We start from the raw sequence: 13,952 nt of genomic DNA, 5'->3' as shown, positions 1-13,952 counted from the left end.
GCCTCGACCGGGACTCTCAACCACGCGACGGCCGGACCCCGCCTCCGGGGTCGCACGTCGACCGGGCCCGCCGGCCCCCGGGGGCACGGGGCCACCCGACGGCCGGCCCCCGGCTCCGGGCCCGCCTCGACCGCGCCCGCCCGGCGACGGCTCAGCCCAGCGGCACTCCTCGGGCGGACAGCCACGGCACGGGGTCCAGCGCGGAACCGGAGGCGGGAGTGACCCGCACCTCGAAGTGCAGGTGAGGGCCGGTGGAGTTCCCGCTGGTCCCCGACTGCGCGATCACCTGCCCCGCACCCACCTGCTGTCCCTGGTCGACGGTGACCGCGGCCAGGTGGGCGTACTGGGTGTAGTGGCCCCCCGGGTGCTCGATCACCACCTCGATGCCGAACGGGCCGCCACAGGCCACCCGGGTCACCCGCCCCTCGCCCACCGCCCGCACCGGGGTGCCGATCGGCACCGCGAAGTCCTGTCCGGTGTGCCGGCTCGCCCAGCGCGCGCCGCCCTGCCCGAACCCGGCCGACAGCGTGTACCCGTCCACCGGCGCCACCCACGGCCCAACCGCCGCTTGCTCCGGCTCCTCCAGCCGTACCGCCCCGCGGCAGGAGCCCGCGGCGACCGAGGCGTCCGCCCGGCCCTGCAGCAGCCCCTGCGCCTCCTCCAGCGTCGTCTGGATCTCCTGGCGGATCCCGGCCAGCTCCGTGGACCGCTGCTCCAGCTGCCGGCTGCGCTGCTCGGCCTTCCGCCGTTCCTCGGTGAGCCGCCGCTCGGCCCGGCGGCTCTTCTCGATCACGTTGTGCACGGCGAGGTCCGCCCGCCAGACAGCGCGGTGACTGGTCATCAGCGCCTCCGGGTCGTCGGCCAGGAGCAGTTGGGCGGTGACCGGCAGCCCGCCGCCCGCCCGGTACTGCGCCCTGGCGTAGCGGCCCAGGTCCTCCCGGAGCGCCTTCGCCTCCTGCCGCTTCTCGGCCAGCATCCGGTTCAGCTCCCCGGCCCGGACCCGCTCCGCCTCCAGTCGCCGCGCGCCCGCCTCGTACCGTCGGGTGGCCCGTTCCGCCTCCTGATGGAGACGCGCCACCCGGGTACTGAGGCCGCCGTCGTCCGGCGGGCCGGAGAGCGCCTGTTCCCCCTCGGCCGCCGCAGGACGGACGGTGAACGCGGCCAGGAGGCACAGCAGGACCGGAACGAGCGGGCGCGAACGACGCGGTGAGGGCATGTCAGCGATCGTCGTTCCGCGGTCGCCGCTCGGCCCGTCGAGGACGTACGGCCGGGGGAACCCCTGCGGCAGCCGGGTGAGGCGCACCGCCGCGCGAGGGATCCCGCGCCCGCGGACCGGCCGGGGCACCCGCCGGCCCCGGCGCACCGCCGGCCCCGGCGCACCGCCGGCCCCGGCGCACCGCGCCCAGGAGCAACGCGGCGGCGGGGGAGCGGCCCGGTGCCCGGCCGTGGACAGGTCCGTCTAGGTGGTGAGCAGCGCCCCCGCCTCCTCGCGCTCCACCATGGCGCGGAACGGGCCGTCCGCCACGGCGAGGTCCGCGTACGTCCCGCGTTGCACCACCCGTCCGCCGTCCAGCACCAGCACCTCGTCCACCGCCTCCAGCCCCGCGGTGCGGTGGGTGATCAGCAGGGTGGTGCGCCCCTCGGTGGCCGCCAGCAGGTCGGCGGTGAGGGCGTCGGCGGTCGGCAGGTCCAGGTGCTCGGTGGGCTCGTCGAGCACCAGGACGGGGAAGTCCGCGAGCAGCGTCCGGGCCAGCGCCAGGCGCCGGTACTGTCCGCCGGAGAGCCGCGCGCCGTGCTCGCCGATCAGCGTGTCCAGGCCGTCGGGCAGGGCGTCCGCCCACTCCAGCAGCCGCACCCGGTCCAGCACCGTCCGCAGCTCCGCGTCGGTGGCCTCCTTGCGGGCGATCAGCAGGTTCTCCCGGACGCTGGTGTCGAAGAGGTGGGCGTCCTGGGCGCAGAGCCCGACCACCCTGCGCACCTGGTCGCCGTCCAGCTCGCGGACGTCCGTCCCGCCGAGGGTGCAGGAGCCCGCCTCCGGGTCGAGGAACCGGAGCAGCACCTGGGCGAGGGTCGTCTTCCCCGCCCCGGACGGCCCCACCACCGCGACCCTGCGGCCGGGCCGCAGGGTGAGGTCCACTCCGTCCAACGCGGGCCGCGACCGGCCCGGATGACGCGCCGACAGGCCGCGCACCGCGAGCGGGAAGGGCGACGCCGGGACCGGCCGGGGCCGCTCGGGCTCCCGCACCGGGTCCGGTGCGTCCAGCACGTCGAAGACCCGCTCGGCACCCCGCCGGACCCGCTGCCGGTACTGCGCGGCGAGCGGCAGACCGAGGACCGCCTCGAAGGCGGCGAGCGGGGTCAGCACCACCACGGCGGTGAGGATGCCGTCCAGCCGTCCGGCGGCCACCGCGGGTACCGCGACCAGCGCGGTCGCGGTCACCGTGAGGCCACCGATCAGGGCCGTCAGGCCGTCGCCCAGGGCGCTCGCGGACGCCGTGCGGGCGGCGATCCGGGTCAGCGTGGTGTCGGCGGCGCGGGCCGCGGCGAGCCGGGCGGGCAGGGCGCCGGCCACGTCCGCCTCCGCGGTTCCGGTCAGCAGGTCGGTCACCCGGGTCGCCAGCGCGCCCCGCGCGGGAGCGAGCCGTGCCTCCGCCCGCCGGCCCACCGCCGCCGTCAGCAGCGGGACGCCGACCCCGGCCGCCAGCAGCCCCACGGCCAGCACCGCCCCGGCCTCGGGAAGCAGCCACGCGGCGAACCCCACGGAACCGGCGGAGACGGCCAGCGCCGCCCCGGCCGGCAGCAGCCAGCGCAGCCAGTAGTCCTGCAGCGCGTCGACGTCGGTGACCAGACGGGACAGCAGGTCACCGCGGCGCGCGGTGCGCAGCCCGGCGGGGGCCAGCCGCTCCAGCCGCGCGAAGACGGCCACCCGGGTGTCGGCCAGCATCCGCAGCACGGCGTCGTGCGAGACCAGCCGCTCGGCGTACCGGAACACGGCGCGGCCGATGCCGAAGGCGCGGGTGGCCGTCACCGCGATCATCAGGTACATCACCGGAGGCATCTCCGAGGCCCGCGAGATCAGCCAGCCGGAGGTGGCCATCAGCCCCACCGCGCTACCCAGCGCGAGCGTCGCCAGTACCAGGGCGAACCCCAGCCGCCCGGCCCGCGCACCGGACAGCGCCCGGACACGGCCCAGTACGTCGCGGGAGCCGCCACGGCCGATCCCCGGCACCGGGCCCTCCTCGTTCACCGGGCCCGCGGCGGGCCGTGTCGGCCCGGACACCTCCACCAGGCCCCCGCCGGTGTCGCCACCCGCCCGCACACCCGCACGGCGCGCTCCGGGGACCTTCCCCGCGGCCGGTCCGGAGGCGGACGCGGAGGCGAGGGCAGAGGCGGACGCGGAGGCGAGGGCGGACGCGGAGGCGGGCCACGCCGCCCCCTCCGCCATGCCCCCGGTCGCCGTCCCGCCCGACGCGCCCGACGCGCCCGTCCCGCCCGACGCGCCCCGCATGCGGATCACCCGGTCCGCGACGGAGAGCAGCGCGGGCCGGTGGACCACCAGCAGCACCGTCCTCCCCACCGCCAGCCGCCGCACCGCCTCCGTGACCTCCGCCTCCGTCGCCCCGTCCAGCGCCGCCGTGGGCTCGTCGAGGAGCACCAGCGGACGGTCGGCGAGGAACGCGCGGGCCAGGGCGATCCGTTGCCGCTGCCCGGCCGACAACCCGGCGCCGTCCTCCCCCAGCACCGTGCCGGTCCCTTCCGGCAGCGCCTCCACGAACTCCAGCGCTCCCGCGTCCGCCAGCGCCCGCCGCACCTCGGTCTCGTCGGCGTCCGGCCGCGCGAGCCGGACGTTCTCCGCCACGCTCGCCGCGAAGAGGTGGGGACGCTGCGGCACCCAGGCGATCCGGGACCGCCATGCCTCCGGGTCGATCTCCGCGAGGTCGACGCCGCCCACCCGGACCCGCCCCCGCGTCGGCCGGACGTGTCCGAGCAGCACCCGCAGCAGCGTGGACTTCCCCACCCCGCTGGGCCCCGTGAACGCCACGACCGCGCCCGGCTCCACCGTGAACGAGACGTCCGCGACCGCGTCCTGGGTCCGGCCGCCGTACCGCACGGCGACGTCCTCGAAGGTGATCGTCCCGTCCGCCGGGACCGGTCGGCGTCCCCCCTCCGGCAGCGGCGTCTCCAGGACCGCGAAGACCTCCTCCGCGGCCGCCAGGCCCTCCGCCGCCGCGTGGTACTGGGTCCCCACCTGCCGCAGCGGCAGATAGGCCTCCGGAGCCAGGATCAGCACCACCAGGCCGGTGAAGAGGTCCATCTCCCCGTGGACCAGCCGCATGCCGATCGTCACCGCGACCAGCGCCACCGAGAGCGTGGAAAGCAACTCCAGCGCGAACGACGAGAGGAAGGCGATCCGCAGCGTGCGCAGCGTGGCCCGCCGGTACTCCGTGGTGATCCGCCGGATCGACTCGGCCTGCGCCTTGGCACGCCCGAACACCTTCAGCGTCGGCAGCCCGGCGACGACGTCGAGGAAGTGCCCGGAAAGCCGGGACAGCAGGCGCCACTGCCGCTGGGTGTGGGCCTCGGTGGCCCAGCCGATCAGCGCCATGAAGAGCGGGATCAGGGGCAGCGTGCCCACGATGATCGCCGCGGAGACCCAGTCCCCGGTGACGATCCGCGCCAGCACCACCACCGGAACCACCACGGCGAGGCCGAGCTGGGGAAGGTACCGGGCGAAGTAGTCGTCCAGCGCGTCCACACCCCGGGTGGCCAGGTTCACCAGCGACCCGGTGCGCTGCCCGTCCAGCCAGGAGGGACCGAGGGCGGCTGTCCGTGCCAGCAGCCGCCCCCGGAGCTCGGACTTGACCGCCGCGCTCGCCCGATGGGCCGCGAGCCCGGTCAGCCAGCCGACCAGTCCCCGCCCGCAGGCGACGACGGCCAGCAGCACCAGGGGAGTTCCCAGTTCTTCGAGCACCAGCCCTCGCTGGAAGGCGCCGACCACCACGCCGGCGATCAGCGTGGCCTGGGCGACGAGCAGTCCGGCGCCGGCCAGGCCCAGGGCCACCACCGCGGCCAGGAAGAAACGCGTGGTGCGCGCGTACCGCACCAGCCGGGGGTCCACCGGTTTCACGTGAAACCTCGTTCGTCAGTGGCCCACGGCGATGTGCCGCGTGCCGATCCGCTTGCGGAACACCCAGTACGTCCATGCCTGGTAGAGCAGCACCACCGGGGTGGCCGCCAGCGCGCACCAGGTCATGATCTTCAGGGTGTAAGGGCTGGACGAGGCGTTGGTGACCGTCAGGCTCCAGCTCTCGTTCAGCGTCGAGGGCATGACCGCCGGGAACAGCGAGAGGAAGAACACCGCGACCAGCGCCACCACGGTCAGGCCGGAGAGGACGAACGACCAGCCCTCCCGCCCGGCACGCCCGGCGAGCACCGCGCCGCCCAGCGCGGCCGTCGTCACCACCGCAGCCACCAGGCTCGGGGTGCCGCCCCGCGAGAGCAGGGTCCACACCAGGAAGCCGGTCAGCGGCACCGCGGTGACCGCACCGAGCCGCACCGCCAGCCGGCGCGCCCGGTACCGGATCTCCCCCTCGGTCTTCAGCGCCGCGAACACCGCGCCGTGGAAGGTGAAGAGGGCCAACGTCACCACACCGCCCAGCAGGGCGTACGGGTTGAGCAGGTCGCCCAGGGTCCCCACGTACTCCAGGTCGCGGTCGATCCGCATCCCGCGCACGATGTTGCCGAAGATCACACCCCAGAGGACGGCGAGCAGCAGCGAGGTCCAGAAGATGGCCGCCTCCCAGTTCCGCTGCCACTGCTCGCCGGAGCGCTTCACGCGGTACTCGAACGCCACACCGCGCAGGATCAGGCAGAGCAGGACCACCAGCAGCGGCAGGTAGAACCCGGAGAAGAGGGTGGCGTACCACTCGGGGAAGGCGGCGAAGGTGGCGCCGGCGGCAGTCACCAGCCAGACCTCGTTGCCGTCCCAGACCGGCCCGATGGTGTTGATCAGCACCCGCTTCTCGGTGCGGTCGCGGGCCAGCAGCCGGGTGAGCACGCCTATCCCGAAATCGAAGCCCTCCAGGAAGAAGTAGCCGGTCCACAGGACGGCGATCAGGACGAACCAGACGTCGTGCAGTTGCAGTTCCATGCGAGCGACTCCCTGCCGGTCAGTACGAGAAGGCCATCGGCTTGTCGGCGTCGCGCGGGTCGCCGCCGATCTTCGTGGGCGGGTTGAGGTCGGCCTCGGTGAGCTCCGGCGGTCCGGCCTTCACGTACTTCACGAGCAGCTTGACCTCGACGACCGCGAGCGCCGCGTAGACCACCGTGAAGAGCGCCATCGAGGCGAGGACCTCGCCCTGGCCGACGCCGGGGGAGACCGCGTCGCGGGTCTGGAAGACCCCGAACACCACCCAGGGCTGGCGGCCCATCTCGGTGAAGATCCAGCCCCAGGCGTTGGCGATCAGCGGGAACGCCATGGTCCAGGTGGCGATCCGCCAGTAGAGCCGGGTCGCGCGGGGTCCGAGTGCGGCCTTGCCGCGCGGCAGCAGGACCAGGTTCGGCACCTCGTCCTCACCGGTCCGCAGGTGCGGGGGGAGCAGGAACCGCTTGCGGGTCAGCCAGAGCCCGAGCATGCCGATGGCGAGCGAGGCCATGCCGAACCCGATCATCCAGCGGAAGCTCCAGAAGGCCACCGGGATGTTGGGGCGGTAGTCGCCGGGGCCGTAGGTCTCCTGCATCTGCTCGTTGAGGTCGTTGATGCCCGGCACGTAGTGGTCGAGGTCGTTGGAGGCGAGGTAGGAGAGCAGGCCGGGGATCTCGACGGCGACGGTGTTGTGGCCCTCGTCGACGTCCCCGTAGGCGAAGAGCGAGAAGGGGGCGCCGCGCTGGCCCTCCCAGAGCGCCTCGGCCGCGGCCATCTTCATCGGCTGCTGCTCGAACATCACCTTGCCCAGCAGGTCACCGCTGACCGCGGTCAGCAGACCGCCCACCGCCACGGTCACCAGGCCCAGGCGCAGCGAGGTCCGCATCTCCGCGATGTGGCGGCGGCGGGCCAGGTGGTAGGCGGCGATGCCGACCATGAAGGCGCCACCGGTCAGGAAGGCGGCGGTCAGGCTGTGGAAGACCTGCGTGAGGGTGGTGTTCTGCGTCAGCACCAGCCAGAAGTCGGTGAGCTCGGCGCGGCCCTTCTCCTCGTTGATCCGGTAGCCGACCGGGTGCTGCATCCAGGAGTTGGCCGCCAGGATGAAGTAGGCCGAGAGGATCGTGCCGATCGAGACCATCCAGATGCAGGCCAGGTGGATCTTCTGCGGCAGCTTGTCCCAGCCGAAGATCCACAGCCCGATGAAGGTGGACTCGAAGAAGAAGGCGATCAGCGCCTCGAAGGCCAGCGGGGCCCCGAAGACGTCCCCCACGAAGCGGGAGTAGGCGGACCAGTTCATGCCGAACTGGAACTCCTGCACCAGGCCGGTGACGACGCCCAGCGCGATGTTGATCAGGAAGAGCTTGCCCCAGAACTTGGTGGCCCGGAGGTACTTCTCCTTGCCGGAGCGGACCCAGGCCGTCTGGAGACCGGCCGTGAGCGCGGCCAGCGAGATCGTGAGCGGGACGAAGAGGAAGTGGTAGACGGTCGTGATGCCGAACTGCCAGCGCGCGAGCGTCTCGGGTGCCAGGGCGAGGTCCACGTGTTCTCCTTCACAGCGGTGCCTCGAGGCGGAGGTTTGTTCCGCCAGATCCGCACATGGGGGGATGAACATGCGCGCTTGTGAAAGCGTTCACATTCACAAGCTATTATCAGCATGTAGGTCCAACGGCCGTACAGGGGGGTCCCCCTTTCGGTCCCGGATCGCCCGAAACCCGGACATGGCGACGGCCCGGCAGCCCATCGGGGCCACCGGGCCGTGCCGGTCCGGGCGCACAGGGCCCGGTCGGAGGTCAGAGGGTGCGGCGGAACTCCCCCGCGGCCTTGAGGAACAGGTCGTTGGCCTCGGTCTCGCCCACGGTGACCCGCACGCCCTCCCCGGCGAACGGCCGGACCACCACACCCGCCTGCTCGCAGGCCGCGGCGAAGTCCATGGTCCGCTCGCCGAGCCGCAGCCAGACGAAGTTGGCCTCGGTGTCCGGCACGGTCCACCCCTGCTCGCGCAGGGCCGCGACCGCCCGGGCGCGTTCGCCCACCAGGTTGCCGACCCGCCCGAGCAGCTCCTCCTCCGCCCGCAGCGAGGCCACCGCCGCGTCCTGCGCCAGCTGGCTGACGCCGAACGGCACGGCCGTCTTGCGCAGCGCGGCCGCCACCGGCTCGTGGGCGATCGCGAAGCCGACCCGCAGGCCGGCCAGGCCGTACGCCTTGGAGAAGGTGCGCAGCACACAGACGTTGGGGCGGTCCCGGTACAGCTCCACGCCGTCCGGCACGTCCAGGTCGCGGACGAACTCCCGGTACGCCTCGTCCAGCACCACCAGCACGTCACGGGGCACCCGGTCGAGGAAGCGCTCGAGCTCGGCCCGGCGGACCACCGTGCCGGTCGGGTTGTTGGGGTTGCAGACGAAGATCAGCCGGGTCCGGTCGGTGATCGCGTCGGCCATCGCGTCGAGGTCGTGGACGTCGCCCGGGGTCAGCGGCACCTGCACGGGCGTGGCGCCGCTGATGCGGGTGATGATCGGGTAGGCCTCGAAGGAGCGCCAGGCGTAGATCACCTCGTCGCCGGGGCCGCTGGTGGACTGCAGGAGCTGCTGGGCGACCCCCACCGAACCGGTGCCGGTGGCCACGTGCGAGGCCGGCACCCCGAAGCGCTCCGCCAGCTCCTCGGTCAGACCGGTGCAGGCCATGTCCGGGTAGCGGTTGAAGGACGCGGCCGCGGCCACCACGCTCTCCATCACGCCCGGCAGCGGCGGGTACGGGTTCTCGTTGGAGGACAGCTTGTAGGCGACCGGGCCGGACCCCGAGGCCGGGCGGCCGGGCTTGTAGGAGGGCACGGCCTCCAGCGCGGCGCGCAGTGTGGGGATCGTCTCGCTCACCGAAGTCCTCCTCATGACGGCCGGCGGCACACGCGCCGACGGCACCGATGGCTATCAGCCTAAGAGCCCCGCGCGGTCGCGGAACCGGCCCGGCCCAGGCCCGCCGCCCGGCCCGAGCCACCCCGCGGACGGTAAGGGGCGCGAGCCGCGACATCACGCGCGCCGGTGGCCCGCGCCGTGGCGCGCATCACCCGTGAAGGTGAGTTGCACCCGTTCCGGAGCCGTTTCCATGCACTCGACACGCACACATCACCACATGCGCTGTCACGAGAGATGGTTCCGATGCCCTTACTTTCCAAGGCTCAGCTGTCACATGACCATGGAGAAACGTGTCTGTCAACGGTCGGGAAGCCTCCGGCCACCCCCCTCTCCGCGCCCTACTATCGGCTCGCCATGACAGCAGCAGGGAAGCACCAGGTGAACCGGGCGGAGATCACCCGGCGGGGCGGTCGCCCGGGCCGAGCGGGCATCCGGGACGTGGCCGCCGCGGCCGGAGTGTCCATCACGACCGTCTCCGACGCCCTCAACGGCAAGGGCCGACTGCCCGATGCCACGCGACGCCATGTCCGTGAGGTGGCCGACCGTCTCGGTTACCGCCCCTCGGCCGCGGCCCGGACCCTCCGTACCGGCAAGTCCGGCCTCATCGGCCTGACGGTGACCACGTACGGGGATGAACCTTTCACCTTCACCGAGTTCGCCTACTTCGCCGAGATGGCCCGGGCGGCCTCCTCGGCGGCACTGGACCGCGGCTACGCCCTGGTGATCCTGCCGGCGACCTCACGGCACGACGTCTGGTCCAACGTGGCCCTGGACGGCACGGTGGTCGTCGACCCGTCGGACCACGACCCGGTGGTCGCCGAACTGGCCCGGCAGGGTTTACCGGTGGTCTCCGACGGCCGCCCGGACGGCACCCTCCCGGTGACCGCCTGGGTGGACAACGACCACGAGGCCGCGGTGCTGGGCATCCTCGACCACCTGGCCGCGGCCGGCGCGCGCCGCATCGGACTCCTCACCGGCACCAGCACGGACACCTACACCCGTCTCTCCACCACCGCCTACCTGCGCTGGTGCGAGAACGTCGGCCAGGACCCGGTCTACGAGTCCTACCCCGCGCACGACCCCTGCGCGGGCGCCGTCGCGGCCGACCGGCTGCTGGCCCGCCCGGACCGGCCGGACGCGGTGTACGGCCTCTTCGACCCCAACGGCACCGACCTGCTCGCCGCCGCCCGGCGGTACGGGCTCCGGGTACCGGAGGACCTGCTGCTGGTGTGCTGCAGCGAGTCCATGGTGTACGCCAGCACGGAGCCGCCGATCACCACGCTCTCCCTGAAGCCGCGCCGCATCGGCACGGCGGTGGTCCAGCTGCTGATCGACGCGATCGAGGGGGTCGCCTCGGACCAGCCGGTCGAGCAGGTCATACCGACGGAGCTGATCGTCCGCGCCTCCTCCCAGCGCCGCCCCACCCGCACCACCGTCAGCCCCCCGCGCACCCCGAACTCCGGCTGAATCGGGGCGCCGTGCCGTGGAACGACCCGGACCGCGCCGACCGTGGCGCCGGTCCGGGTCCCACTCGGTCCGGGGCCTGGTCCGATCCCGGTCCGGTCCGGGTCCCACTCGGTCCGGGGCCTGGTCCGATCCCGGTCCGGTCCGGGTCCCGTCCGGGTCCCGGTCCGGTCTGGGTCCGGGTCCGGGTCCCGGCCTGGGGTCGGGGTCGGGGTCGGGTGCAGGGCCGAGGTCCGGTCCGGGACTTGGTCCGGGGCCGGGCCGGGAACCAGGCCGGAGCGAGGCGTCCGCCGTGCTCTCGGAGACGTGGTCCGGGGGGCCAGGGGTCCGAAGCTCCGGGGGTGGGTCCGATCCGGGGTCGCTTCCGGTCCGGGGCCGGGTCCGGATGACAGCGTCCGTCGCGCTCACGGAGATGTGCGCCGGGGCCAGGGGTCCGAGGGCGGCGTCCGGGAGCCAGGGGACCGCCCGGACACGCGGGCGGTCCCCCGCGCACGCCGACACCGCCGGACGGGGGCCGGTGGCCGCCGGTGCCCGCGTCGCAGGGCCCGGGCCTTCGTGCGCGCCCGCGCCGGCTCGCACACACCGGCTCGCGCACAAAGGGCCCGCAACGGTGACATCCGTCCCGGCGGCGACGTCCCGCAAAGGGCGGCGTCAACCCGCGCACACCGTGCGATTCGACCGAAATCCCGCACGCCACAACGCTTTGCCGCAGGATTCACCACCCCTGGGTCGTCCCACGGCACGATCCGCGTTCCTATGATGGGCGCACGACACCGCGGGCCGCTGCCACCAGGCAGTCCGATGCGGTGCAGACGCGGCGCGATGGTGGAGGGGTCGATGACTCAGGGGGCCGGTCGGGGACCCGAGGTGGAGCGTACGGCGACGCTGCGCGACTTCCGGGTGCCCGCATACGTCCACGAACCCGCACCGCACCCCGCGGCGGGACAACCTCCGGCGCCCCCGGCCCCTCCCGTTCACCTGGCGCCCCCGGCGCCGACGGCCCCTCCGGCGCAGCCGGTGCACCCGGCCCACCCCGCACCGCCGGCACCGCCGGCACCCGCGGCGCACCCGGCCGCTCCCGGGCATCCGGCGGCGTCGGCCCGCCCGGCCGCCCCTCGGGCTCCCCTGGCGCCGCCCGCGCCCGCGGGGCACGCCGCGCCCCCCGCCGAGCCGCACCCCGGTTCCGTGCCCCCGGAGGCCTTCCCGGACGGGATGCCCGAGGACTACACGCCGACCGAGCGCGACCTGCCGGTGATCCGCCGGGGCGACACGCTCCAGCTCGGCCCCTCCGTGGCCGCCGCCGCGGAGCCCGCCGAGGCCCCCGCCGCCGGCAAGCCCGCCCCCGGACCGCTCTACGTGGTGGGCGACGTCCACGGCTACCTCGACGAACTCCTCGCCGCCCTGCGGGAGCAGGGGATCGTCGACGAGAACGGCAACTGGTCGGCCGGCACCACCCGCCTGTGGTTCCTCGGCGACTTCACCGACCGCGGCCCGGACGGCGTCGGCGTGATCGAGCTGGTGATGCGGCTGTCGGCCGAGGCCGCGGCCGCGGGCGGCTACTGCAAGGCGCTGCTGGGCAACCACGAACTCCTCCTGCTCGGCGCCAAGCGGTACGGCGACACCCCCGTCAACTCGAGCGCCGGCACCGCCACCTTCCAGGCGGCCTGGCTGCTCAACGGCGGTCAGAAGGCCGACATGGAGCGCCTCCAGGATCACCACCTGCAGTGGATGTCCCGGCTCGCCGCCATGGAGGAGGTCGACGGCCACCTGCTGCTGCACTCCGACACCACCGCGTACCTGGAGTTCGGCAACTCCACCGAGGAGGTCAACGACACCGTCCGGGAGACGCTGACCCGCAACGACCCCGACGAGGTCTGGGACCTCTTCCGCAAGTTCACCAAGCGGTTCGCCTTCCGCGACGCGGGCGGCGTCGAGGCGGCCCGCGAGCTCCTCGACGCCTACGGCGGCACCCGGATCGTGCACGGCCACAGCCCGATCCCCTACCTCACCGGCGAGGCCGGGGCGGAGGACGGGGAGTCCGGCTCGGGCCGCCCGCAGATCGACGGCCCGCACGTCTACGCCGACGGGCTCGCCATCGCCATGGACGGCGGCGTCACCATGGCCGGCACCCTCCTGGTCCGCCGCCTGCCGATCACCTGACCCGCCCCTGCCCAACCGCCCGAACCGGCCGGGCGGGGCCGGGGCGTCGACCCTCACCGTCAGGTCATGGGTGACCCGTCGTGGCGCCAAGTCCCTTGCGCCCTAGGGGTGTTCATACGCCCCAACGCCCGTCCGAACCGGCCCGATTCCGGCGGGGAAACCGTGAAACTCCCCGTAATCCCCTTGTCATCACCCGCCGCCGCGGCACTACCATCGGACTATCCGTAGCAGGCTCCCCTCCGTCCCAGCCAGACGGCTCGTCGGTATGCCGAGCCACAGCCTTACGGAGCATCGGGGGATGCACATGACCAGCCACCCGCGGCACCTGCGGAACGAGGACCGCCTCGATTTCGAGCACGCCCTGGACGAGGCCCTCCGCGCGATCCCGCGCGAGGACCACCCGGCGGCCCCTTCCGCCCGGCCCACCACCGAGCAGTTGCGCTCGCACGCCCTCTCCTGCGCGGTCGAGATCCTCGCGGAGGCGGCGCCCGAGTACGACCACTACGTCGACCTGCGCGAAGGCCTCCGGAGCCTGGCGGCGGTGGAACGGGAACCGGGATCCGAGGCGGACGACCTCAGCACGGTGCGGGAGGCCGACGACTCCGGGCCCGGGGCCGCCGCCGTGGCGGTCGTCCTGGCCCCGCTGCTGGCGGGGGCCTCCGCGGTCGTCCTGCTGCTGATCGGCTACCTGCTGAAGATGCTCACGCCGGAGCCCGCGATGGCGGGAAAGCTGCTGACCGCCGGCTGGGTCTTCGGCGCGCTGGCCGCGGCCGGGCTGCTGGCCGCGGCGGCCGGGCTGCTGGTCACCGCCCTGCGCAACGGTTCCCGCGCCTACCACGTGGAGCCGCGGCGCCGACGGGACGCGGACCTCGAGCGGGCCCGTACGGAATGGCTCGAGGCACTGCGCGAGCGCGGCCTACAGCCCTTCCTGGAGCGGGCGTCGACCTCGTCCCCGCAGGTTTCCCCGGCCGGTGCGCCCCTGCCGGACCTGGGCGACCGTGACGGCTACCCCGGCCCCGGCCGGGAGTCGAACCGGATCACCAGCCCGCGCTTCAGCAGCCCCGGATACAGCAGCCCGGACTTCTCCAGCCGCAACCGCCGCCCCAGGTAGTCCCCGCGCCGCACGACGCGGAGACACACCCGGCTCGGCAGCCGCCGCCGGAGCCCGGAACCCCGAAGCCCTGAGCACCGGGTTCCGGGCATCGGACTCCGGGCCTCGGGCCTCGCGCGCCGGAACCCCGGGCACCGGAGCTCGGGGCCCCGGAGCTCGGGGG

Annotated in this window: 8 protein-coding genes; 3 read left to right on the top strand and 5 right to left on the bottom strand. The window is 74.1% G+C overall.

Annotation, left to right across the window (positions count from 1 at the left end; translation table 11 throughout):
• Positions 1-151: 151 nt before the first annotated feature.
• The 5 genes from ABZ836_RS21865 to hisC all read right to left on the bottom strand — a co-directional run bounded on the left by ABZ836_RS21865 (position 152) and on the right by hisC (position 9,015).
• A complete protein-coding gene (locus ABZ836_RS21865; protein WP_361144554.1) occupies positions 152-1,216 on the bottom strand; it encodes a peptidoglycan DD-metalloendopeptidase family protein in 1,065 nt (354 codons plus the stop codon).
• Positions 1,217-1,459: 243 nt separating this feature from the next.
• Complete coding sequence (gene cydD, locus ABZ836_RS21860) at positions 1,460-5,128, bottom strand: thiol reductant ABC exporter subunit CydD (RefSeq protein ID WP_361144551.1); 3,669 nt, start codon at positions 5,126-5,128, stop codon at positions 1,460-1,462.
• A gap of 15 nt (positions 5,129-5,143) precedes the next feature.
• Entirely contained in the window at positions 5,144-6,145 is a 1,002-nt protein-coding gene (gene cydB, locus ABZ836_RS21855) for a cytochrome d ubiquinol oxidase subunit II (RefSeq protein WP_361144681.1), read from the bottom strand.
• Between the two features lie 25 nt (positions 6,146-6,170).
• Positions 6,171-7,685, bottom strand: coding sequence for a cytochrome ubiquinol oxidase subunit I (locus ABZ836_RS21850; RefSeq protein WP_356132537.1), 1,515 nt, complete (start codon positions 7,683-7,685; stop codon positions 6,171-6,173).
• Between the two features lie 250 nt (positions 7,686-7,935).
• A complete protein-coding gene (gene hisC, locus ABZ836_RS21845) occupies positions 7,936-9,015 on the bottom strand; it encodes a histidinol-phosphate transaminase (protein WP_356132539.1) in 1,080 nt (359 codons plus the stop codon).
• A gap of 393 nt (positions 9,016-9,408) precedes the next feature.
• Between hisC and ABZ836_RS21840 the strand changes: the two genes are divergently transcribed.
• From ABZ836_RS21840 to ABZ836_RS21830, 3 genes are all read left to right on the top strand, one after another.
• Positions 9,409-10,521: a LacI family DNA-binding transcriptional regulator gene (locus tag ABZ836_RS21840; RefSeq protein ID WP_356132541.1), complete on the top strand. Its 1,113-nt coding sequence runs from the start codon at positions 9,409-9,411 to the stop codon at positions 10,519-10,521.
• Between the two features lie 819 nt (positions 10,522-11,340).
• Positions 11,341-12,678 carry a metallophosphoesterase gene (locus ABZ836_RS21835; protein WP_361144678.1) on the top strand — a complete coding sequence of 446 codons (1,338 nt, stop codon included), beginning with the start codon at positions 11,341-11,343 and terminating at the stop codon, positions 12,676-12,678.
• A gap of 304 nt (positions 12,679-12,982) precedes the next feature.
• Positions 12,983-13,789 carry a hypothetical protein gene (locus ABZ836_RS21830; RefSeq protein WP_361144546.1) on the top strand — a complete coding sequence of 269 codons (807 nt, stop codon included), beginning with the start codon at positions 12,983-12,985 and terminating at the stop codon, positions 13,787-13,789.
• Positions 13,790-13,952 lie beyond the last annotated feature (163 nt).

Origin of the sequence: Streptomyces sp. NPDC047130 (assembly GCF_040643475.1) — a bacterium.
Taxonomy (GTDB): Bacteria; Actinomycetota; Actinomycetes; order Streptomycetales; family Streptomycetaceae; genus Streptomyces.
Note: the sequence above shows the minus strand (reverse complement) of the source record. Positions and strands in the feature narration are given on the sequence as shown.